Here is a 21,112-nt window from a genome sequence, read left to right on the forward strand (position 1 = left end):
GGAATCTAGAGTAAGAGAGAGCCATGTTCGCTATCGTGCGCACAGGCGGCAAGCAATATCGCGTCGCCGCCGGAGACAAGATTGTCGTCGAGAAGATGGATGGGGACGCCGGTGCGGCGATCACCCTGGGCGACGTTCTGCTCGCGGGCGAAGGCTCCGAGCTGCGTTCGGTCGAGGGGCTGACGGTTTCCGCCGAGATCCTGGCCCAGGGCCGCGGCGACAAGATCATCATCTTCAAGAAGCGCCGCCGGCACAATTATCGTCGGCGCAACGGCCACCGCCAATATCATACCGTGCTGAGGATCACCGCGATCGGCGATCAGAAGGCATCGGGCGAAAAGAAGGCTGCGGCGAAGAAGGCCCCGGCCAAGCAGACGACCGCTCCGGAAGCCGCGCCAGCGGCCGCCGAAGCGTAAGCAGGAGCTAGAGAGCAATGGCACATAAGAAAGCAGGCGGCTCTTCGCGCAACGGTCGCGATTCGGCTGGCCGCCGCCTGGGCGTCAAGAAATTCGGTGGCGAATCCGTGATCGGTGGCAACATCATCATCCGCCAGCGTGGGACCAAGGTCTATCCGGGCAATGGCGTGGGCATTGGCAAGGATCACACCTTGTTTGCACTCACCGAGGGCCGTGTGGCCTTCCACACCGGCAAGCTTGGCCGCTCGTACGTAAGCGTGATTACCGCCGAAGCGGCAGAATAACGGACGAACGTGAAAACGGGTCGTCCACAGGGCGACCCGAAGATCCGGCACGCTGGATCGTCAGGGAGACGGGTCGCCCCGCCTCCCTTTTTCGTGTCTCCCTGATGTCAGTGTCGCGGGCGCGTCATGCTTCCGCGGCAAGGCGAACGACAGGAGACGATACTCATGTTCGCGATCACCGAACGCCTGCTGCTGCGGCCCGGCTGGCCCGAGGACGCGCCGGCCCTCGCCCGCACGATCGGCGATGAGCGGATCGTGCGCAACTTGACGCGCGTGCCGTGGCCCTACGCACTGGGCGATGCCGAACGATTCCTGGCCCTTCCCTACGAACCGCGGCGGCCGCGCTTCCTGATCTGCCTGCGCGATCGGCCCGAGCCGATCGGCGGGATCGGCATCCATGGCGATATTCCCGAACTCGGCTATTGGATCGCCCACGATCATTGGGGCAAGGGTTATGCGACCGAAGCCGGCCGTGCGGTGATCGCGCTGGCCGACGCCAGCCTGCGCCTCCCGCGCCTGGCCTCAAGCCACGCCACCGACAATCCGGCCTCAGGCAAGGTATTGCGCAAGCTCGGCTTCAGCCCGACCGGCAAGACAATATGGGCCGCCAGCCATTGCCGCCGCACGCCAATGGAGTTGCGCCTGTTCGCGCGCGACTGCGAGCAGTCGCGTCAGGCGCTCGCCGCCTGAAGCCGTGAGCAATTCCCCGGCACTTGCCGGGGAACATCACCTCAAAGCCCTCAGGCGCTTCGCATTTCGCCCGCCTTGGAGTAGGCGGCAGCCATGCATTTTCTGGATCAGGCCAAGATCTTCATCCGCTCGGGAAGCGGCGGGCCCGGCGCCGTGTCGTTCCGGCGCGAGAAGTATATGGAATATGGCGGCCCCAATGGCGGCAATGGCGGCAAGGGCGGGGACATCATCTTCGAAGCGGTCCCTGGCCTCAATACGCTGATCGACTTCCGCTACACGCAGCACTTCCGGGCGCAGCGCGGCACGCCGGGCGCAGGCACCGACCGGACCGGCCGGGGGGGCGACGACCTGGTGATCAAGGTTCCGGTGGGCACCCAGATATTATCGGACGACAAGGAGCAGGTGCTCGCCGACTTCACCGAGGCCGGCCAGCGCATCGTGTTTCTTCGGGGCGGCGACGGTGGGCGCGGCAATGCCAGCTACAAAACCTCCACCAATCGCGCGCCGCGCCAGCACGGCCCAGGCTGGCCAGGCGAGGAAATGTACGTGTGGCTGCGGCTGAAATTGCTCGCGGACGCGGGGCTCGTCGGCCTGCCCAACGCCGGTAAGTCGACGTTCATCAACGCGGTCAGTAACGCCGGCGCCAAGGTCGGCGCTTATCCCTTCACCACGATCCACCCCCAGCTCGGCGTCGCCAGCCGGCACGGCCGCGAATTCGTCATCGCCGACATTCCCGGCCTGATCGAGGGCGCGGCAGAGGGTGCGGGCATTGGCGACCGCTTCCTCGGCCATATCGAACGCTGCCGCGTGCTGCTGCACCTGGTCGACGCGACCGGCGACGACCCGGTCAAAGCCTGGCGCGTCGTCCGCGGCGAGCTTGATGCCTATGGCGCGGGATTGGCCGACAAACCCGAGATATTGGCGCTCAACAAGATCGACGCGCTGGACGCCAAGGACGTCACCAAGCTGGCCAAGAAGCTGGCCAAGGCGTCCGGCGAAGAGCCGCTGCTGCTGTCGGGCGCGAGTGGTGAGGGTGTCGAGGCGGCGCTCGACCGCATCGTCGCCGAGCTTGGGCCGATCACGCCCAAGGCCGAGGAAGCGGAAGAATGGTCGCCAATCTAGGCGCCGACCGCTTCGCGCCGGCCACCTGCCCGCGGCTGATCGTCAAGATCGGATCGTCCCTGCTCGTCGATGCAGCCGGCACGATCCGTCGGGATTGGCTGGCGGGGGTTGTGTCCGACATCGCAGAGCGCCAGCGCGCGGGCCAGCAGATCGCGATCGTGTCGTCAGGTGCGATCGCGCTCGGCGCGCGACGACTGGGGCTGACGAAAGGCGGGCGCGCGAGTCTCGAGGATGCTCAGGCGGCGGCCGCGACCGGCCAGATCGGCCTCAGCCACGCCTGGGCCGAATTACTGGGGGCGGAGGGGCTGACCGCGGCCCAGATGCTGGTAACGCTGGGGGATCTGGAGGATCGGCGCCGCTATCTCAACGCGGCCGCGACGCTGGACCGGCTGCTCGCGTTGGGCGTGGTACCGGTGATCAACGAAAATGATTCGGTCGCGACCGAAGAGATACGTTTCGGCGACAATGACCGGTTGGCAGCGCGTATCGCCCAGGCGGCGGGTGCGAGCGGCGTGATCCTGCTGTCCGACGTCGACGGGCTCTACACCGCCAATCCGGCGCGCGACGCCAGTGCGACCCTGATCGCGGAGGTGGACGAAGTCGACGATGACATCCGCGCGATGGCGGACGGCGGCTCCGATTCGGGCATGGGTTCGGGCGGAATGGTATCCAAATTGGAAGCGGCCCGCATCGCCCAGGCTGGCGGCGCCCATCTCGCGATTATCTCCGGCAAGGTCGAGCGCCCCCTTGCCGCCTTCGCCGCCGGCGGGCGCGGCACGGTGTTCTTGAGCCGCGGCGGTGCATCGGCGCGCAAGGCGTGGCTCGCCGGACGGCTCACCGCCCATGGCATCATCACGATCGACGCCGGCGCCGTCGCCGCACTCAAACAGGGATCCAGCCTGCTCGCCGCCGGCGCCACCCGGGTCACGGGGGGATTTGCCCGCGGCGACGTCATCGAAATCAGCGACCCGGCGGGGACCAGAGTAGCACGCGGCCTGAGCGAATATGACGCAGCCGATGCCGCCCGCATCGCCGGCCATCGCCGCGACGCACATGCGGCCCTGCTCGGCTACGCGCCGCGCGCGGCGTTGGTGCACCGCGACCATCTGGTGCTGCTCTGATGCGGCTGGCGATCACGGGCGGCACCGGCTTCGTCGGCTCGCACCTGATCGAGCAAGCGCTCGCCGCCGGGTATCCGATCAAGGCGCTAACGCGCCGCCCCCAGCCGCCGCAGGTCGGCCTGACCTGGGTCGAAGGCGCGCTCGACCGCCCCGACAGCCTCGCCCGCCTGTGCGACGGCTGTGACGCGATCATCCACATTGCCGGCGTCATCAACGGCAGCCCCAGGGAATTTCACAACGGTAATGTCCTTGGAACCGAGGCGATGCTGACCGCTGCCGCGGGTGCGGGGATACGGCGCTTCATTCACATTTCCTCGCTCGCCGCGCGCGAGCCGCAGCTTTCGGTCTACGGGCGCTCGAAATATGAATCGGAAGAGCCGGTGATCGCGGCCGGGAACGACTGGACGATCATTCGTCCGCCGGCGGTTTATGGACCGCGCGACCGTGTCATCCTCGACCTGTTCCGCCTTGCCAAGCGCCGGTTGATGCCGCTGCCACCAGCCGGCGGCCGCCTTTCGCTGATCCACGTACGGGATTTGTGCCGCTTGATCCTGGCCTGTCTCGAAAACGAAAAAAGCTTTTGCCGGACGTATGAGCCCGACGATGGACGGAGCGGCGGCTGGTCTACGGTCGAAATGGCTCGTGCGGTCGGGCGCGCGGTCGGCAACGCCGTGCTGCCGCTGCCTATTCCCAAGGCACTGCTGCCGATCGGCGTCGGGATTGACCGGCTGGTCCGGGGCAGCAAGGCGATGCTGACCCGCGATCGCATCACCTATTACTGCCATCCCGACTGGACGGCCGCACCCCACTCGCACCCGCCGACGGACTTGTGGCATGCCCAGATCCCCACCGAGGAAGGGCTGAGGGAGACGGCGCGCTGGTACCGCGCCGAGGGCTGGCTCTAGACCTCGGCGCAGAAACGCCGCCTTCATGCCGCAATCGCTTGGCAAGCCTGCGCATCCTTCCGTAAAGGCGGCCCATGACCGAGCATGACGAAATCTTCGAGCGCGTTGCCGAGCAGATCGAGCCTTTCAACAAGAAGGGCGTCGACCTGACCGACGCCACCACCTTTGCCGGCGACCTGGAATGGGACAGCCTGACGGTGATGGATTTCGTCGCCGCGGTCGAAGATGAGTTCGATATCCTCATCACGATGAACATGCAGGCCGATATCGAGACGATCGGCCAGCTCGTTGCCACCATCGCCAAGCTCAAGAAGCCCAGCTGATGACCGATGCGATCGACACCCCCGAAGATGTAAGCCTGGCCGATCTGCCGAGCCCCCACGGCCCGCACGATTTGCTGAGCAAGTTCAAGCCGCTGATCAACGAGCGTGAAGCGCTGCTCGCCACCGGCGTGCGCGATCCCTTCTCGATCGTGATGACCGACGTCAAATCACCGACGCTGGCGGTGATCCAGGGCAAGGACACGATCCTGCTCGGCACCTATAATTATATGGGCATGACGTTCGATCCCGACGTCGTGGCGGCCGGCAAGAAGGCGCTCGACGAGTTTGGCGCCGGTACGACCGGCAGCCGCGTACTCAACGGCACCTATCAGGGCCACCGCGAGTGCGAAGACGCGCTCAGGGAATTTTACGGGATGAAATCGGCGATCGTCTTTTCGACCGGTTATCAGGCCAATCTCGGCGTCATTTCCACGCTGGCCGGCAAGGGCGATTACATCATCCTCGATGCCGACAGCCACGCGTCGATCTACGACGGCTGCTGGCTCGGCAATGCCGAGATCGTGCGCTTCCGCCACAACAGCGTCGATGATCTCGACAAGCGGCTCGGCCGCCTCCCCAAGGAAGCGGGTAAGCTGGTCGTACTCGAAGGCGTCTATTCGATGTTCGGCGATGTCGCGCCGCTGCCGGAGATGGTCGCCGTCGCGAAGAAACATGGCGCCATGATCCTGTGCGACGAAGCGCACGGCATGGGTTTCTTCGGCGCCAATGGCCGCGGCGTGTATGAGGAAATGGGCGTCGAGGCGGATATCGATTTCGTCGTCGGCACCTTCTCCAAGTCGGTCGGCACGGTCGGCGGCTTCTGCGTTTCCAACCATCCAGATTTCGAAGTGCTGCGCCTGGTGTGCCGCCCTTACATCTTTACCGCCTCGCTGCCGCCATCGGTGGTGGCGACCGCCGCCACCTCGATCCGCAAATTGATGCATGCCGGCGACAAGCGCGCGCACCTGTGGAAGAATTCCAGGCGACTGCATCAGGGGCTGCGCGATCTGGGCTATTCGATCGCGACCGAGACCGCGCAATCGGCGATCATCGCGGTGATGCTGCCGGATCAGGAGCGCGCGGTCAGCCTGTGGCAGGCTTTGCTGGAAGGCGGCGTCTATGTGAACCTGGCGCGGCCGCCGGCGACACCCGCCGGCACCTATTTGCTGCGCTGCTCGCTCTGCGCTGACCATTCGGACGAACAGGTCGGCCAGATCCTCGACATCTTCGCCGCGGCTGGCCGTGCCGTGGGATGTATCGCCTGATCGAGTAAATTCAGGCGGCAGCTTGCGCGGCGCTGGCTAGCCGTTCTGCGCGCGGTGCAGCAGCTTCTGATCCGCCAGCACCAGCGCCATCATCGCTTCCACCACCGGCGCACCGCGAATGCCGACGCACGGATCGTGGCGGCCTTTCGTGCGGATCTCGGTCGCCTCGCCATTGCGGTCGATCGTCTCGACCGGGGTCAGGATTGACGAGGTCGGCTTGAACGCCACCCGCACCACTACCGGCTGCCCGGACGAAATGCCCCCCAGCACGCCACCGGAATGGTTCGACAAGAATTGCGGCGCACCGTCCGGCCCGGGCCGGATCGCGTCGGCATCCTCCTCGCCGCTCAACCGCGCCGCGCCAAAGCCATCGCCGATCTCGAAGCCCTTGACCGCATTGATGCTCATCATCGCCGCGGCCAATTCACTGTCGAGCTTGGCGTAGAGCGGCGCGCCCCAGCCAACCGGCACGCCTTCGGCGACGCATTCCACTACCGCGCCCACCGACGAGCCATTCTTGCGTGCGGTGTCGACGATGGCCTCCCAGCGCTGCGCGGCCCCCGCATCCGGACAGAAGAAGGGGTTTGCGTCGATCTGATCGGCGTCGAACGCGGCGGGATCGATCGCGTCACCGCCCAGCTCGACGACATAGGCCCTGATCCGCACCTCCGGGATAACGGCACGCGCCACCCCCCCGGCCGCAACCCGCGCCGCCGTCTCGCGCGCGGAGGACCGACCGCCGCCGCGATAGTCGCGAAAGCCATATTTGGCGTCATAGGTATAATCGGCATGCCCCGGCCGGTAGGCGAGCGCGACTTCCGAATAATCCTTCGAACGCTGGTCGACATTCTCGATCATCAAACTGATCGGCGTGCCGGTGGTCCGGCCCTCGAACACACCCGAGAGGATGCGGACCTGGTCCGGCTCCTGCCGCTGCGTGGTGAAACGCGACGTGCCCGGCCGGCGCTTGTCGAGCCACGGCTGGATGTCAGCTTCGCTGAGCGCGAGGCCGGGCGGGCAACCGTCCACCACCGCGCCAAGCGCAGGGCCATGGCTCTCCCCCCAGGTCGTGAAGCGGAACACGCGCCCGAATGTGTTGAAGCTCATTCGCTCCTCTCCCCTTGGGGGAGAGGAAGGGGCCCGCGCGGCATCGCCGCGTGGGAAGGTGAGGGTGTGCCCGAAGCAAGGACGTCCCGGATAAAGAGTACGACCCCGTCCAGATTGCCCATCACATCGGCGTTGGTGAATCGAACCACGCGATACCCCTCATGCTCCAGGAAGCCGTCCGGCGAGCATCCCTGCTTTCTGCGATCGGCCCGACATGCGTATCGCCGTCTATCTCGATCACCAGCTTCGCCGACTGGCAAACGAAGTCGCCGAAGAACGGCCCCAGACGCTGCTGGCGGCGGAACTTGAAGCCGTCAAGCGCTGCACCACGTAAGATGGCCCACAGCTTTCGCTCGGCGGGCGTAGAATTGCGGCGAAGCTGCCGCGCGCGGGCTACGGATTGATCGCCTTCATTGTAGCGGGTCTGCGGCATGTGAGACTCACCCTCTCCCCCCTGCCGCTACGCGACAGGTACCCTCTCCCCCGAGGGGAGAGGGGGGATCATGCCAAAGCAATATCCGGCGCGTCCTCAGCCTTCATGCCGATCACGTTGTACCCAGCATCGACATGGTGGATTTCGCCCGTCACGCCGCTCGACAGATCCGACAGCAGATATAATCCCGCGCCGCCGACCTCCTCGATCGTGACGTTGCGACGCAGCGGGCTGTTGAGTTCGTTCCACTTCAAAATGTAGCGGAAATCGCCGATGCCGCTCGCCGCGAGCGTCTTGATCGGTCCGGCCGAGATGGCGTTGACGCGAATATTCTCCGGCCCCAGGTCCATCGCGAGATATTTCACGCTGGTCTCCAGCGCCGCCTTGGCGACCCCCATGACGTTATAGTGCGGCACCACCTTCTCGGCGCCATAATAGGTCAGCGTCAGGATCGAGCCGCCATTGGGCATCATCCGGCGCGCATGCCGCGTCACCGCGACCATCGAATAAGCCGAGATGTTCATCGTCATCAGGAAATTGTCGAGGCTGGTGTCGACATACAGGCCGCGCAGCTCATTCTTGTCGGAAAAGCCGATCGCGTGGACGAGGAAGTCGATCGTCGGCCACAACTCCGCCAGCTCGGCAAAGGCCCGCTCGAGATTGTCGGCGTCGGACACGTCGCAATCGACAAGGTGCGGCACCCCCAATTGCTGGGCGAGCGGACGCACCCTTTTTTCCATCATCGCGCCCTGATAGCTGAACGCCAGCTCGGCACCCTGCGCGCTCAATGCCTTGGCGATCCCCCAGGCTAATGATTTGTCGTTGGCGAGCCCCATGATGAGCCCGCGCTTTCCTTCCATCAGCCCGGCCATCATTCCTCCGTCGATGCTGCTTGGTGCCGGTCCCTTACGCTGTGGTGCGGGGTGGACGCCAGTGCTGCGTTCAAGTGGGCACCGATCACCAGCCCGAAGCCGACGAGCCAGAAAAAGAATAAGGCGACGACAAAGCCCGCCAGGCTGCCATAGGTTCGGCCATAGCCGCCGAGCAAAGCCAACAACGGCGGCAGGATCGCGCTGGTCGCCGCCCACCATAAGGTGGTGAAGGCCGCCCCCGGCCATTTTGGGCATTTGCTCCAGCGATATTTGCTCGGGGTGAGCGAATAGAAGACAAGGTAGAGCGCGACGAACAAGGCCGCCAGCGGGGCCAGCCGGCTCCACCCGATCCAGCCGATGATGTCGTCCGACCCCGGGACCAGCCGGTCGAGGAAATTGGCGATGCCCGTCAGCAGCAATTGCGCGGTGAAGGCCGCCAGCATCATTACCACCGCCCCGACGATCAGCCCGACCGACCACAGCCGATAATGCCAGAATGGCTTGGAGAAGCGCATGCCATAAGCGCGGCGCAATATGTCACGAATCGTTTCGATGAAACTGCCGGTAGTCCACAAACCCACCAATGCGCCCGCCCACAATAATAGCCCGGTCCGCTGCTTGAGCACATCCTCGATCGGCTGGCTCAATATGCCGCGGACCGAGGCCGGCAGCGTGCGCAGGAAACTGTAGACCGCATTCTCGGTGTCATAGCCGTGGCCCAGGCCATGGGCCAAAGCGGCCAGCACGATGAAGAACGGGAATAGCGACATCAATGCGAGGTAAGCGAGGTTGCCGGCATGGATGAAGCCGTCCGAATAGACACCCACGGCAATACGCTTGACGATGTTGAACGCACGCGAGTGACGCCGATCGACATCTTCATGATCCCAACGCCGCTCGGGCGATTCGGGTGAGACTTCCTGAATAACGGGGCTCCTGGGCGCGGTGCGCAGCTATACGCCCAAGGTCGCTCGCGGGTTGCGTTGCTTGTCGCCGTCCCAGCTTTCGACGAATTGTTTCAGCGCTTCATCGTCGGCTGGCAGGTCGACCATCAAGGTGACGAGCTGATCGCCGCGCGTGCCATTGCCGCGATGGAAGCCCCGGCCTTTCAGGCGCAGCACCTTGCCCGAGTTTGAGCCGGCAGGAATCGACATCATCACGGCCCCCTCGACGGTGGGCAGGCGGATGCGCGCGCCGAGCACCGCCTCGTCGAGCCGGATCGGCAGATCGAGCCGGACATCGTCGCCATCGCGCGTGAAGAAGCGGTGCGGCTTCACCTCGATCGTGACGGTGGCGTCGCCCGGCCCGCCGGCCCCCTGCTCGCCCTGGCCGGCCAGCCGCATCGGCTTTCCCGACACCGCCTCGGCCGTGATCTTGAGGTCGATCGTCTTACCCGACGACAAGGTAATCCGCTGCGGCTTGAGCGCGGCGGCATCGTCGAAATCCACCGCCAGCCGGTAAGCGATGTCGGCGCCCCGTTGCGGACGCGGGCGCGCGCCGAAGCCGGACGGACCCGTCGATTGGCGGCGCGACCCGAAAATGCCTTCGAAAATGTCCCCGAAATCGGCCGCTGCCGCATCGCCGAATTCAAAGCCGCCGGGCGCACCGCCCCGGCTGGGGCGGAAACCGCCGGCGCCTCCGCCCGGGCTGCCATAGCCGAACGGTGCCTTGGGGTTGCCCTGCTCGTCGATTTCTCCACGATCATATTGGGCGCGCTTGTCCTTGTCGGACAGCAGGTCATAGGCACGCGTCACTTCCGAAAAGCGCGCGGTCGCCTTGGGATTATCCTTATTCTTGTCGGGGTGCAGCTCCTTGGCGAGCTTGCGATAGGCCTTCTTGATCGTGCCCTCGTCCGCGCCACGCGCGACGCCCAAAGTCGTGTAGAGATCCGCCATGCGCACGATGTGCGGAGTGATGCACCGTTCGACAAGGGAAAAAACGGCACCGCGACAAGGTTGGCGCGTTAGGCGCGCAACAGCGGGAACCTCCGGGAAGTCACATGAAGCCTTATCCATGCCCAAATTGCGCGCGACCGAACCATTTCGAGGTGCGGGTTTGCCCCAATTGTAGCTTCACCCTCGGCTATGATCCTGAGAGCGACCAGTTCCTGTTCCTCGGCGACGGCGCGACCATTTGGCGCGACGCCGACGGTGGCGAACATGATGTCATCGTCTGCGCGAACAATAACAATTATAAGATCTGCAACTGGCTCGTGCCGGCTATCGGCAATCAGCCTTTATGTCTGGCGTGCCGCCATAATCGTACGATCCCCGATCTGACGGGGCCGAACGTTCCGGAGCGCTGGGCCAAGATCGAGGCGGCCAAGCGCCGCCTGTTCCACACCCTGCTCCACCTCAAATTGCCGATCGAGACGGTGGCGGAAGCGGAGGCCAACGGCACCAGCCCGGGCCTGGCGTTCGACTTCCTCTACGATCCGGTCGGCGAGCAGACCGGCACTGTCCAGATCACCACCGGGCATGAGGCCGGCGTCATAACGCTCAACCTGCTCGAGGCGGACGACGTCCAGCGCGAGAAGATGCGGACCAGCCTCGGCGAGCCTTACCGCACCATCCTCGGCCACTTCCGCCACGAGGTCGGCCATTATTATTTCTCGCGCCTGATCGAAGACACAAACGAGGTCGAGAATTTCCGCAAGCTCTTCGGCGACGAGCGGATCAGCTATGAGGATGCCAAGAGCCAGCATTATGGCGAGGGCGGCGGCGGCTGGTCGGGCGATTATGTTTCGGCCTACGCGACCATGCATCCTTGGGAGGATTTCGCCGAAACCTTCGCGCACCTGATGCACATCGTCGATGCGCTGGCGACGCTCGATGGCTTCGGCATGCGCATGACCAAATGGAAGTGGCAGGAGGAAGAGCCCTCGGTCGATTTCGACCCCTACCATGCCGATATCGGGCAGCTTATCCAGGAATGGGGTCCCTTCGCCTTCGCCGAAAATGCGGTCAACCGCAGCATGGGGCAGCCCGATCTCTACCCGTTCCAACTGTCCGAGAAGATCGTCGCCAAGCTCGATTACATCAATCGGCTGCTGCATCGCGCCGGCGATGGCGACATCGCCGCCAAAGTGCCCGCACTGCGCGAACAGCGCGAACGGGCCGAACGCGAGGCCGCCTGATCCGAGACGACGTGCCGCGCGCGCCATCGGCATGTGGGGCAATAGCGGATAGCGTTACTTAAGCTGGGATGTCTTAACTGGTCGTTACGGCGCCTGACGGCCCGGCAACTGCGCGCGCGACAAGATATTGTGCCGATATTCAGGCTCCCGATCTGCGTACATCGCGGTCGTGCTTCGCGATGCAGCGAAAGCGCGTGTCAGCCTCTATCTTATTGAGCCATATCACGAATCTTGTGCGGGCATGCAATCTCGAAACGCTAATTTTCTTCGGAATATGTTCAAAACGGATATTTCTTCTTCCCCACAAGCGGAACGTGGCGAGACGAGGGACGGTTAACGTATCCTAGTCTTTAGGAGACCTGTCATGCGTAGTAAGCGTTCCTTTCAGTTGCTTGCCCTTGGCTGCCTGGTTAGCGCCGGCATCGCGGGCGCAGCCCAGGCTCAACTGGCCGCGACCAATAATGCCGTAACCGTCCGCTCGAATCAGAACTTGGTCGGCGTTGCAGCCGGCACGGGCACTCAGCAGGGTGCGTCGGTGGTCGATGCGCAGCCCGCCAATGGCCGCCCCGCAGTCGGCGTCGGTGTGGGATCGGGCAAGGTCGACCATTTCGGATCGAAGGGCTCGGTCAGCGTCGCCAATAATGCCCGCATCCTCGGCGTCGATGGCGCCGGCGGCACGCGCAGCCCCAACAGCGTATCGGTCCGCAATCCGACCCAGCAGCCGGTGCTGAACAGCGCTCCCACAGCCGCCACTGGCAATCTGCCGCGTTGATAGCCATGCAAGTGTTAGCCGTCGGAAGGCCCCAAAGCCTTTTCCGACGGCTGTTCACACCCGCCTTGCCATCCGCAAGGGGCGGATGGACGATGCCGCCGCATGCGTTCCGTTCGGCTCCGTTGCTCGCCATAGCAGCCCTTCTATCCGGCTGCGCGACCGGCTCCAGCATGTCCCTTTCACAGGCGCCGCTAAGCTTCGTCCTTACCGATGACGGCGCCTATGAGATTGCCGCGCAACAGGATGGGACGGCGCAGGCGTTGGCGGAGCAGAGCGATCCCGATCATGGCATCGCCGGCTACGACCTGCTTGGCGGTAACGCCTTGCTCCCGGTATCCGCCATAAACCCGGTCTCCGCGGCCGCCGCGGCGGGCCCCGCGATGGTCTCCGTTGCCGCGATTCCCGGTCAGGCAGCGGTCAATGCCGACGTTGCGGGGCAACTCAATTTGAGCGCGGTCGTGCCGCTTTCCCCAGTGCCCTCAATCAGCACAAACCCGGCTCTGTCGTCTGTCGCACCGGTCCCGGCGGCGCCCGCGCTTGCGATCACCTCCCCTGTCGCAAGCGTTACCGCTCCCGTCGCCCCTTTCGCCCCGCCTGCTGCTCCCACCGTAGCGGCCGTCAATCAGTCGCTTACCACGGTGGGCGCGGTACTGGGTTCGGCCACACCGCCAGCCGCACCGCCGGCTGCTGCCTCCAACAATCCACTTCTGGCGACGCTTGCGGCGGCGCTCGGCCGTCACCCTCAATAGGGCGCCGATGCGGCTTTCGCTTGCTCTTGCCATCGCCGCGTCGCTCCTGCCCGCAACAGCGGTCGCACAAAGTGCGGCACGCAATGCGATCGTGCCCCCCGACCGTGCCGATCAACGGCCCGCCGCGCGCCCCGGCCGCGGGCGCGCCGTCGCCCAGCTTCCCCGACAGCGTGCCGCCGCGCCGATCCGCGCCTTCACGCTGAATGATGTTATCATCGAGGGCTCGACGCTGCCCGCCGCCGATCTCACCCCCGCTTATTCCCGCTTCCTCGGCACAACCGTCGACGCGACCCAGATCCAGGCGATCGTCGACGCGCTGGGCCAGATTTACGGCCGCTCCGACGTGGCGCTTTATACCGTGCTTGCCCCCCAGCAAAGTTACGCAGGGGGCGTGCTCCGGCTAAGCGCGGTCGAAGGCTATGTCGAAAGCGCGGTGGTACGCGGCGCAGGCAGCAAGATGCGCCGCCTCGTCGGACGCTATATCGCGCCGCTTATGCAGGAAAAGCCGCTGCGCAAGCACAGCCTGCAGCGCTATGTTTCGCTGATCCGCGACGTACCCGGCCTCAACCCGGTGGTCGATTTCGAACGCGGCGGTCGCCCCGGCGCGGTCAAATTGGTGGTCGTCGCCAAACCCCGGCCGTTCCAGGTGGCCTTCGGCCTGAACGATCGGGGTACGGCTTTGCTGGGCAAGACCCAGGGGCAGATCGACGGTTTCGCCAATTCGCTGCTGTTCGGCGGCGATCAACTGCGGCTAAGCTATGCCCGGCCGATCCGCGCACCTTATTATCAATCCGCCAGTATCGCCTATGCGGTGCCGCTGAACGCCGACGGGCTGACGCTGCAGGTCAATGCCGGTAAGTTGCGCACGCGGCCGCGCGATCTGCCGCTCAAGGGCAGCGCCACCAGCGCCGGCGGCCAGATCAGCTACGCGGCGATCCGCAGCTTCAACACCAATCTGGTCGTGAGCGCCGGCATTGACGGTGTGAACAGCGACAATGCCTTCCTGGGCTTTACATTTTCCAACGAACGCACGCGCGCAATGCGGTTCGCCGCTTCCTTCACGCTCAGCAGCGACACCAACCAGTTGACCGCGAGCGCGACGCAAAGCTTCGGGCTGGATGCGTTCGGAGCGCGCGTGCTCGACCCCACCGTGTCGGATTTGGGCTTCCGCAAGACGAACTTGCGCCTCGCCGATAATCAGCTGGTGGGCAAGATCATGGTATTGAGGCTCAATGGATCGGCCCAATTCACCCATGACAGGCTGCCCTCGACGGAGCAGTTCACGCTCGGCGGCGACGAGTTCGGCCGCGCTTACGAGACGGCCTTGATCTCCGGCGACACCGGCTATGCAGGATCGGCCGAGCTGGCGCTCCATCCCACCAAGCTGCCGCCCGGGCTCAACGGGAGCGAGACGTACCTGTTCGTCGATGGCGGGCGGGTGCGATATCGCAGCCGCAACGGCTTCGCCTCCAGCGAGAGCCGCCTCGGCTCGTGGGGCGGCGGCGCACGCATTGCGGTACTCAATCGCGCGATATTTCAGATCGAAGCGGCACGTGGCTTCAACAATCCGGTTTTCTACGAAGACCGCAAGAAATGGCGGGTGATCCTGTCGCTGCGCACGATCATTTGAGATCGGGCGCGTGCCCTTCTAAGGGGGAGCCGAAGCGGCTGCCCGGCGGCATCAATATCTGCTAGAGCCACGGCTTCCACCCCATATCGCTAGACCAGACCAAGGATTCTCTACACCTATGCCTCCCTTTAAAGACCCCGGTTTTCAGGAACGTGCCACGCTCGCTCGCGACGCCAAGATGAAGGCGCTGGAGAAATTGCGGGCCAAACCGCCGGTCGATGAGGCTGAACTGGCGCAGCGGCGTGCCGCGGCTGAAGCGCGCGAGGCTGCTGAAGCCGAACGGCGTCGCCTGAAGCGCGAAGCCGAAGAACAGGCCAAGGCCGAACGCCGCGCCAAGGCGGCCGCAGAAGCACAAGCCGCCGCCGAAGCCGAAGCGGCCAGGATCGCCGCCAGCGCGGTGCCCAAGAAGACCGAGGCCGAGAAGAAGGCCGAGCGCGACGCCCGCTATGCCGCGCGCAAGGCGCGCAAATCCTGATCGCGCACCTGCGCGGCGGGCGCTGACATGCTCATTCGGACCCTGATCGACACCGCCGAGCTTCCCGGAGGTGGCGGCACGTTGCGGCTGATGCAGCGCGGCAGCGAATATTCGATCATGCTCGGCAGCAACGAGCTGATGAACAGTCGCGTCAAAGGCTCGGAAGAAGCACTGGCGACGCTGGCGGCGGCGCGAATGTCGGGCGGAAAAAGCGCGCGTGTGCTGATCGGCGGACTCGGCATGGGCTTTACGTTGCGGGCGGCGCTGAACGCGATTGGCCCCGATGCGGTGGTGGTCGTCGCAGAGGTCGTCCCCGCCGTGATCGAATGGGCACGCGGCCCACTGGCAGAGCTATTCGGCAGCAGCCTCGACGATCCGCGCGTCGATGTCCGCATCGCCGACGTCGGCACATTGATCGGTCAGGCGGCCGGCCAATATGACGCGATCCTGCTTGATGTCGACAATGGCCCTGACGGCCTGACGCTCAACTCCAACGATCGCCTCTATAACCGCAGCGGCGTGCGCACGGCGTTGGCCGCCTTGCAGCCGGGCGGCGTGCTGGCCGTCTGGTCGGTGGCGCCACATGCCATCTTCGCGCAGCGGCTCGTAAATGCAGGGTTCGAGGTCGAGGAACAGGTCGTGCGTACCAATGCCGGCCGCGGCGCGCGCCACATCGTGTGGCTGGCGAAAAAGGCCGGCTGAAGCTTCATTCCGAGAGCTACGTCATCGCGAGGCGCGGAACGCGCGTGGCCATTCAGCCCAATAGAAGAAGTGGATTGCCTCGCTAGGCTCGCAATGACGGTGTCCTGGAACGGGTTAGTCGATCAGGCTTCGTCCGTTCGCCGCTTGATCTTGTTGGGTAGATCCTTGCCCTTCGTCCGGCGTGACGGCAGCTGAACCGGATTCTTCTTTTTCCATTCCGCCCAGGTCATTGGCCCGTCAGGCGTCTGGATGATCGTGTCGTCGGCCATGTCAGCATCCTTGTCAGAGGAATTCGTCCAGCTTTTGCCACGGGCGATGGCGTCCGATTTTGCGTGCGGCGCCATGCTCCATCCGCGTCTGGAAATGTTGTAACTCGATCTGCGCCCTTTCGTCGCCGGCCTTTGCCGCGCGGAAAAGCCAATGGCGGTATCCTTGCAGGTCGTTGCCGTTGAAATGGCTGATCGCCAGATTGTACGCAGCCCGCGCATGGCCCATCCGATAGGCGCGTCGATACATCCAGGCGGCACTGCCGACGCGCGACGCCAGCCCCAGTTCGTTTCCGTCCTCTCCCGCGGACCGGTCGGCGAGCACGGTCATCGCCACGCTGAATCGGCGGAGCGCGAGGTGTCGCAGGATCGGCAGACCAAAGCCCGGTTTCAACCCATCGAGGATGTCGATGGCACGCGCATAAAGCTGCCATGCCTTCTCTTCGTCCATCGGCGCCTTCATCGCGGCATCCCCGCCCAAAACAGGACCGGCACATCTCCCGGCCGCCACGGCGTCAGTCGCACCATTGCCGCTACGAACAGATCCGAGGCGAGATGCGCGGCCAGCCAGCGCTGAAGCTGTGGCAGGGGCAGCGCGTCAAACCATGTGCGGTCGATCTCGGCGAACTGCCGGACGAACGGAAATAAGGCGGCGTCGGTGAGCGAGCGGGTCGCGCCGCATAAATAGGGGCCGGAGCTCAGCCGCGCTTCCAGCGGCTCGAGCATCGCCAAAGCCTGCGCACGATGATCGCCACTTTCGGGATAACGCCCGGGATATTTGGCGCGATCGAGATGATATTTGAAAGGGCCGTCATTGGCCGCGATCAACGCCGCGTCATCGCCAGCCAGCCAGCTTTCGGGATCGTGCCGCCCGAGCGCCCAGCGCATAATGTCGAGGCTTTGGTCGATCACCGTGCCGTCCGCCAGCACGAGCACCGGCACCGTCGCCTTGGCCGACGCTTCGATCAGCGCGGAGGGCTTGTCGCGCAATAAGACCTCGCGGATTTCGCAGGCGACCCCGCTGACGATCAGCGCCATCCGCGCCCGGATCGCGAACGGGCAACGCCGGAAACTGTAGAGGATCGGATCAGTCGCCACGCGCGCGCGAGTGGGTCGCGCCGACATGCGCCTGCCCGCGCGCTGCCGCCAATCGCGTCTGGCGTTCGCGCTCGGCATAGGCCGCGCGCTGCTCGTCCGTGCGCGCTGCATGACAGGCCGGACAGCTCACGCCGGCTTGATAAAGCGGCGATGCCCGATCCTCGGGGCGGACCGGCATGCGGCAGGCATGGCACAATTCGCACGTTCCCGGCTCAAGCCCGTGCACGACGCTGACACGCTGGTCGAACACGAAGCATTCGCCTTCCCAGCGGCTCTCCTCCGGCCGCACGGTCTCAAGATATTTAAGGATTCCGCCCTGCAGATGATAGACCTCGTCGACCCCTTCGCTCTTGAGAAAGGCGGTCGCTTTCTCGCACCGGATGCCGCCGGTACAGAACATCGCCACTTTAGGCGGCGCGTCGCCCAGCAACTCGTCGCGATGGGCGCGAAACCAGGCGGGGAAGTCGCGAAACGTCCGCGTCTGGGGATCGATCGCACCGGCAAAGCTGCCGATCGCCACCTCATAATCGTTGCGCGTGTCGATGAGGATCGTGCCGGGCGCGTCGATCAATGCATTCCAGTCTTCGGGCGCGACATAGTGGCCGGCATCAGCGAGAGGATCGATGTCCGGTTCGCCCATTGTCACGATCTCGCGCTTGATGCGCACCTTCATGCGATGGAACGGCAAGGTTTCGGCGCGCGATTCCTTGAACGTAAGCTCGGCACAGCCGGGCAGCGCGCGGATATGGCCCAGCACCCGATCGATCGCCGCATCGCTACCGGCAATGGTGCCGTTGATCCCCTCGGCCGCAAGCAGCAAAGTGCCCTTCACGCCTTCAGCACGGCACAATTGCGCCAAAGGCTCCTGCAACGCGAGGCAGTCCGAAAAACGGGTGAAATGGTAAAGCGCCACGATCCGCACCCGGGCGTGGGCATCATGCCCGTTCAAAGTCACGACAGGATCCGGATGTCGTTATTTGGCCTTCGGCGCGGGCGCCTTGGGCTTGGATGCGGGTGCCGGTGCCGGCGCCGCTGAATTCTGCAAGGACTTGATCTTGGCGGTGAGCCGATTGGCGCAGGCGGTCATCGTCGGCGCGAGGTCGGCGGCCTTCATCGCCCGGCCCTGCGCCATCAACGCGGCGTTGAGCTGAGGGACCGACAGCCGCATGTCGAGGCGGCCGAGATAGTAAAAGGATGCCGATTTCGCGAGCTGCTGCCCACCCGGATCCTTTTCCTGCTTCATGAAGAAGTTGCTCGCGACCGCGCACCGCACGTCCTGATCGACGCTTTGCGCGGCGAGCGGTGCGGCAATGGTTAGCGCGATCGCGGCCGAGATGAACTGACGCAGCATGAAGTATCTTCCTGTGATTGGCCCGCTCTTTGGCACTTTCTGCGCCGCAAGACGAGGGCCAGCGCTACAACTGGGCGCGCAAGATCAATGCGTCGCCCATCGCGGCCGACGACGCCGTATTGTCGAAGATGCACCAGACCGGCCTCCCTTGGGCGCGTTCCGCTTGCAGCAGATTGGCATATTGAGCCAGCCGTTCCGGTCCGTAAGGCGAGCGATACATGTGCGGCGATCCATGCAGCCGCCAATAGCTCAGCCCGCGCCAGCCGCCCGGGAATGAAGCCGCCTCGATCGGCGCCGGATCGGCCGCGACGCGGGCGATACCCAGGCTGTCCAGGAGCGCATCCGGTTCCGGCTCGAACCAGCTCGGGTGGCGCGGCTCGCACACGATGCGTGCATTCGTGCTGCGGGTGAGCATCGTCAGGAACGGCGTCGCCACCTCGGGCGCGAATGCCAATTTGGGTGGCAATTGCAGCAGCAGGATGGCGAGCTTGTCGCCGAGCGCTCCGGTCTCGTCGAGAAAGGCCTTAAGGATCTCCCCGCAATCGACCAATTTACGCTGGTGGCTGATTTCCTTGGGCAGCTTCACCGCGAAACGGAAGCCGGCAGGCACGCTCCGCGCCCAATTCGCCCAGGTTGCCGGCCGATGCCGGCGATGGAAGGAAGAGTTGATCTCCGCGCCATGCAGGCGCGCGGAATAGCGCTCGAGCGACGTTCCTTCCGCCGGAAAAGCCTCGCGGTCGCCAACCGGAATGGTCCAGCCGGCCGTGCCGACGATCGCGGGGGACCATGCGGCCGGCGATGCGCTTGGCATCGCCGACCCCATGTCAGTTATTGTCGTTGGTCGTCTTGCGGCGGCGCGTCGACGTGGTGCGGGTCCGTCCCGCTGCACCGCGGCCGCTGCTCTTCGAGCGGCCACTGTTGCCGCCGGTCTTCGCGCGTGGTTTGCGCGGGGCCGCCTTCGGCTTGGGCCTGTCTCCGCCGGAGAAGAACCAGGCGGCGAACAAAGCCGCCGAACCGAGCCCGATGGCCAGACCGATGCCGAGCGCCGCTCCGCTCACCAACGGCTCGTCCTGCTGCGGCCGCTTGGCGGCAACATCGGGCGGCGGCGCGGCATGATGTTCATGCGGCGGCTCCCGGAGCGGATAGGGAGATTGGTTGCCGGGCGGCACCGGTGGCGAATGGGTCATGGAAAGTCCTTCAGACTAAAGTGGATTAACGCGCTGGGAAGGGGCGAGGTTGCCCCGGCGATGTTCAGATATTGCCGAGCAGAACCAGGATGATGACGATCACCAGCACCAGGCCCAGCCCACCCGACGGCGCATAACCCCAATTGCGGCTGTGGCCCCAGGTCGGCAGGGCGCCGATCAGGAACAAGATCAAAAGGATGATCAGGATCGTACCGAGCATGGGCGCCTCGCATATGTTGTCATGTTCGGCAGCGTAACGAGCCTTGCGAACGGCGGTTCCGGCCGCGGCATCGTGCGGCCCTTCGTCATCGGCGGGGCTAATCTAGTCGAGCGGCTCCACATCCACCGCGACGTCGATCTTCTGGCCATTGCGACCCAGGAAGACGCCGTCGATAGGCGCCACGTCGCCATAATCACGCCCGATCGCGGTGACGATATGATCCGGCCCCATGGTGACGCCGTTGGTGGGATCGAAGCCGATCCAGCCGCGCGCAGGCCCGCACCAGATCAGCACCCACGCGTGGGTCGCATCCGCCCCCACCAGCCGCGCTTTGCCCGGCGGCGGAATCGTCCGCAAATAGCCGGAGACATAGGCGGCCGCGAGACCGGCCGAGCGCGCGCCGGAGATCATGATCTGCGCGAAATCCTGGCAGACGCCCTCCTTCTTGGCGAAAGCCTCGGCCGGGCTGGTGTCCAGTTGAGTGGCGCTGCCGTCATAGCGAAAGCTGGCCTTGATCGCCTTTGCAAGCGCCAGCCCCGCCTCGACGACCCCGCGCTCGGGCCGCAGCTCGGCGGCGCACCAGGCGGCGATTTCGGGGAAGGCGGCGATCAGCGGCGACGGGAACAGGTAATTGGCGGGCGCGGCTTCGCCCAGATCGCGCGCCTCACGCGCCATCCGCCCGGCCGCCGCGACGTCGATATCGTCCGCCTGCGCCACCGGCGCGATCCGCTCGACCACGACATGGGCGCGGCTTTCGATCCGCAGCTCGATCGCGGGCTTCGTGACGACGATGCGGGTCGCATTGACCGGGTAGCCGCTGTCGCGCCCCGGATCCTCCGAGGCGGCGGGTTCGATCACCAGCGCATGATCCTCGACCCGCTGGCCGTCCCACGCGATCGGCTTCAGGCGCAGATTGCAGCGCGCGAACCGCACCGGGAAGGCGTAACGGAAGCGCGTCGTGTGGGTGATGGCGTAGCGCATCAGCGGC

Annotated in this window: 27 protein-coding genes and 1 pseudogene; 14 read left to right on the forward strand and 14 right to left on the reverse strand. The window is 65.0% G+C overall.

Going from position 1 to position 21,112, the window contains the following annotated elements:
• Nucleotides 1-23 precede the first annotated feature (23 nt).
• The 8 genes from rplU to spt all read left to right on the forward strand — a co-directional run bounded on the left by rplU (nucleotide 24) and on the right by spt (nucleotide 6,126).
• Nucleotides 24-416 carry a 50S ribosomal protein L21 gene (rplU, locus tag DX905_RS06690; protein ID WP_116090654.1) on the forward strand — a complete coding sequence of 131 codons (393 nt, stop codon included), beginning with the start codon at nucleotides 24-26 and terminating at the stop codon, nucleotides 414-416.
• A gap of 17 nt (nucleotides 417-433) precedes the next feature.
• Nucleotides 434-700, forward strand: a complete 267-nt coding sequence (rpmA, locus tag DX905_RS06695) for a 50S ribosomal protein L27 (protein ID WP_116090655.1) — start codon at nucleotides 434-436, stop codon at nucleotides 698-700.
• Nucleotides 701-865: 165 nt separating this feature from the next.
• A complete protein-coding gene (locus tag DX905_RS06700; protein ID WP_116090656.1) occupies nucleotides 866-1,390 on the forward strand; it encodes a GNAT family N-acetyltransferase in 525 nt (174 codons plus the stop codon).
• A 93-nt stretch (nucleotides 1,391-1,483) separates the two neighbouring features.
• A complete protein-coding gene (gene obgE / locus DX905_RS06705; protein ID WP_116090657.1) occupies nucleotides 1,484-2,512 on the forward strand; it encodes a GTPase ObgE in 1,029 nt (342 codons plus the stop codon).
• Entirely contained in the window at nucleotides 2,497-3,633 is a 1,137-nt protein-coding gene (gene proB, locus DX905_RS06710) for a glutamate 5-kinase (protein ID WP_116090658.1), read from the forward strand. The genes obgE and proB overlap by 16 nt, the downstream gene beginning before the upstream one ends.
• Nucleotides 3,633-4,538, forward strand: a complete 906-nt coding sequence (locus tag DX905_RS06715; RefSeq protein ID WP_116090659.1) for an NAD-dependent epimerase/dehydratase family protein — start codon at nucleotides 3,633-3,635, stop codon at nucleotides 4,536-4,538. The genes proB and DX905_RS06715 overlap by 1 nt, the downstream gene beginning before the upstream one ends.
• Nucleotides 4,539-4,612: 74 nt before the next feature.
• The gene (locus DX905_RS06720; RefSeq protein ID WP_116090660.1) at nucleotides 4,613-4,861 is read left to right on the forward strand and encodes an acyl carrier protein; all 249 of its coding nucleotides are present in this window, start codon (nucleotides 4,613-4,615) and stop codon (nucleotides 4,859-4,861) included.
• On the forward strand, nucleotides 4,861-6,126 hold the full coding sequence (gene spt / locus DX905_RS06725; RefSeq protein ID WP_116090661.1) for a serine palmitoyltransferase: 1,266 nt from the start codon (nucleotides 4,861-4,863) through the stop codon (nucleotides 6,124-6,126). The genes DX905_RS06720 and spt overlap by 1 nt, the downstream gene beginning before the upstream one ends.
• A 36-nt stretch (nucleotides 6,127-6,162) precedes the next feature.
• Here spt and aroC read toward each other — a convergent pair whose 3' ends face one another.
• The 5 genes and pseudogenes from aroC to DX905_RS06750 form a co-directional block, all read right to left on the reverse strand.
• On the reverse strand, nucleotides 6,163-7,233 hold the full coding sequence (gene aroC, locus DX905_RS06730) for a chorismate synthase (protein ID WP_116090662.1): 1,071 nt from the start codon (nucleotides 7,231-7,233) through the stop codon (nucleotides 6,163-6,165).
• Nucleotides 7,230-7,666: pseudogene (locus DX905_RS06735) on the reverse strand (endonuclease domain-containing protein). Before DX905_RS06735 ends, aroC begins: the two are co-directional and overlap by 4 nt.
• 68 nt (nucleotides 7,667-7,734) lie before the next feature.
• On the reverse strand, nucleotides 7,735-8,538 hold the full coding sequence (fabI, locus tag DX905_RS06740; protein ID WP_116090663.1) for an enoyl-ACP reductase FabI: 804 nt from the start codon (nucleotides 8,536-8,538) through the stop codon (nucleotides 7,735-7,737).
• Nucleotides 8,538-9,365: a YihY/virulence factor BrkB family protein gene (locus DX905_RS06745; RefSeq protein ID WP_240320756.1), complete on the reverse strand. Its 828-nt coding sequence runs from the start codon at nucleotides 9,363-9,365 to the stop codon at nucleotides 8,538-8,540. The genes fabI and DX905_RS06745 overlap by 1 nt, the downstream gene beginning before the upstream one ends.
• 126 nt (nucleotides 9,366-9,491) lie before the next feature.
• The gene (locus DX905_RS06750; RefSeq protein WP_116090665.1) at nucleotides 9,492-10,433 is read right to left on the reverse strand and encodes a DnaJ C-terminal domain-containing protein; all 942 of its coding nucleotides are present in this window, start codon (nucleotides 10,431-10,433) and stop codon (nucleotides 9,492-9,494) included.
• Between the two features lie 104 nt (nucleotides 10,434-10,537).
• Here DX905_RS06750 and DX905_RS06755 point away from each other — a divergent pair, with 104 nt between their 5' ends.
• From DX905_RS06755 to DX905_RS06780, 6 genes are all read left to right on the forward strand, one after another.
• Nucleotides 10,538-11,674, forward strand: a complete 1,137-nt coding sequence (locus DX905_RS06755; RefSeq protein WP_116090666.1) for a zinc-binding metallopeptidase family protein — start codon at nucleotides 10,538-10,540, stop codon at nucleotides 11,672-11,674.
• A 364-nt stretch (nucleotides 11,675-12,038) separates the two neighbouring features.
• Entirely contained in the window at nucleotides 12,039-12,446 is a 408-nt protein-coding gene (locus DX905_RS06760; RefSeq protein WP_162875499.1) for a hypothetical protein, read from the forward strand.
• Nucleotides 12,447-12,616: 170 nt separating this feature from the next.
• Nucleotides 12,617-13,195 carry a hypothetical protein gene (locus DX905_RS06765; RefSeq protein ID WP_116090668.1) on the forward strand — a complete coding sequence of 193 codons (579 nt, stop codon included), beginning with the start codon at nucleotides 12,617-12,619 and terminating at the stop codon, nucleotides 13,193-13,195.
• A gap of 7 nt (nucleotides 13,196-13,202) precedes the next feature.
• Nucleotides 13,203-14,825, forward strand: coding sequence for a ShlB/FhaC/HecB family hemolysin secretion/activation protein (locus DX905_RS06770; RefSeq protein WP_116090669.1), 1,623 nt, complete (start codon nucleotides 13,203-13,205; stop codon nucleotides 14,823-14,825).
• Nucleotides 14,826-14,943: 118 nt separating this feature from the next.
• Nucleotides 14,944-15,300: a DUF6481 family protein gene (locus DX905_RS06775; protein ID WP_116090670.1), complete on the forward strand. Its 357-nt coding sequence runs from the start codon at nucleotides 14,944-14,946 to the stop codon at nucleotides 15,298-15,300.
• 27 nt (nucleotides 15,301-15,327) lie between these two features.
• Complete coding sequence (locus tag DX905_RS06780; RefSeq protein ID WP_116090671.1) at nucleotides 15,328-16,002, forward strand: spermine/spermidine synthase domain-containing protein; 675 nt, start codon at nucleotides 15,328-15,330, stop codon at nucleotides 16,000-16,002.
• Nucleotides 16,003-16,124: 122 nt separating this feature from the next.
• Here the strand turns inward: DX905_RS06780 and DX905_RS15980 are convergent, their stop codons facing one another.
• The 9 genes from DX905_RS15980 to DX905_RS06820 all read right to left on the reverse strand — a co-directional run bounded on the left by DX905_RS15980 (nucleotide 16,125) and on the right by DX905_RS06820 (nucleotide 21,105).
• On the reverse strand, nucleotides 16,125-16,271 hold the full coding sequence (locus DX905_RS15980; protein ID WP_162875500.1) for a hypothetical protein: 147 nt from the start codon (nucleotides 16,269-16,271) through the stop codon (nucleotides 16,125-16,127).
• Nucleotides 16,272-16,284: 13 nt separating this feature from the next.
• Nucleotides 16,285-16,731, reverse strand: coding sequence for an SEL1-like repeat protein (locus tag DX905_RS06785; RefSeq protein ID WP_116090672.1), 447 nt, complete (start codon nucleotides 16,729-16,731; stop codon nucleotides 16,285-16,287).
• Nucleotides 16,728-17,366: a glutathione S-transferase gene (locus DX905_RS06790; RefSeq protein ID WP_240320757.1), complete on the reverse strand. Its 639-nt coding sequence runs from the start codon at nucleotides 17,364-17,366 to the stop codon at nucleotides 16,728-16,730. The genes DX905_RS06785 and DX905_RS06790 overlap by 4 nt, the downstream gene beginning before the upstream one ends.
• Nucleotides 17,356-18,321 carry an oxygen-dependent tRNA uridine(34) hydroxylase TrhO gene (gene trhO / locus DX905_RS06795; protein ID WP_240320758.1) on the reverse strand — a complete coding sequence of 322 codons (966 nt, stop codon included), beginning with the start codon at nucleotides 18,319-18,321 and terminating at the stop codon, nucleotides 17,356-17,358. Before trhO ends, DX905_RS06790 begins: the two co-directional genes overlap by 11 nt.
• 18 nt (nucleotides 18,322-18,339) lie before the next feature.
• Nucleotides 18,340-18,717: a hypothetical protein gene (locus DX905_RS06800; RefSeq protein WP_116090675.1), complete on the reverse strand. Its 378-nt coding sequence runs from the start codon at nucleotides 18,715-18,717 to the stop codon at nucleotides 18,340-18,342.
• 64 nt (nucleotides 18,718-18,781) lie between these two features.
• On the reverse strand, nucleotides 18,782-19,528 hold the full coding sequence (locus DX905_RS06805) for a DUF72 domain-containing protein (protein WP_116092388.1): 747 nt from the start codon (nucleotides 19,526-19,528) through the stop codon (nucleotides 18,782-18,784).
• A gap of 13 nt (nucleotides 19,529-19,541) precedes the next feature.
• Nucleotides 19,542-19,904, reverse strand: coding sequence for a hypothetical protein (locus DX905_RS06810; RefSeq protein ID WP_116090676.1), 363 nt, complete (start codon nucleotides 19,902-19,904; stop codon nucleotides 19,542-19,544).
• A gap of 64 nt (nucleotides 19,905-19,968) precedes the next feature.
• Entirely contained in the window at nucleotides 19,969-20,124 is a 156-nt protein-coding gene (locus tag DX905_RS06815) for a DUF3309 family protein (RefSeq protein WP_116090677.1), read from the reverse strand.
• A 102-nt stretch (nucleotides 20,125-20,226) separates the two neighbouring features.
• Nucleotides 20,227-21,105 carry a transglutaminase family protein gene (locus DX905_RS06820; protein ID WP_116090678.1) on the reverse strand — a complete coding sequence of 293 codons (879 nt, stop codon included), beginning with the start codon at nucleotides 21,103-21,105 and terminating at the stop codon, nucleotides 20,227-20,229.
• Between the last annotated feature and the right edge of the window lie 7 nt (nucleotides 21,106-21,112).

This window comes from Sphingomonas crusticola, assembly GCF_003391115.1.
In the GTDB taxonomy this organism is placed as follows: Bacteria; Pseudomonadota; Alphaproteobacteria; order Sphingomonadales; family Sphingomonadaceae; genus Sphingomonas_I; species Sphingomonas_I crusticola.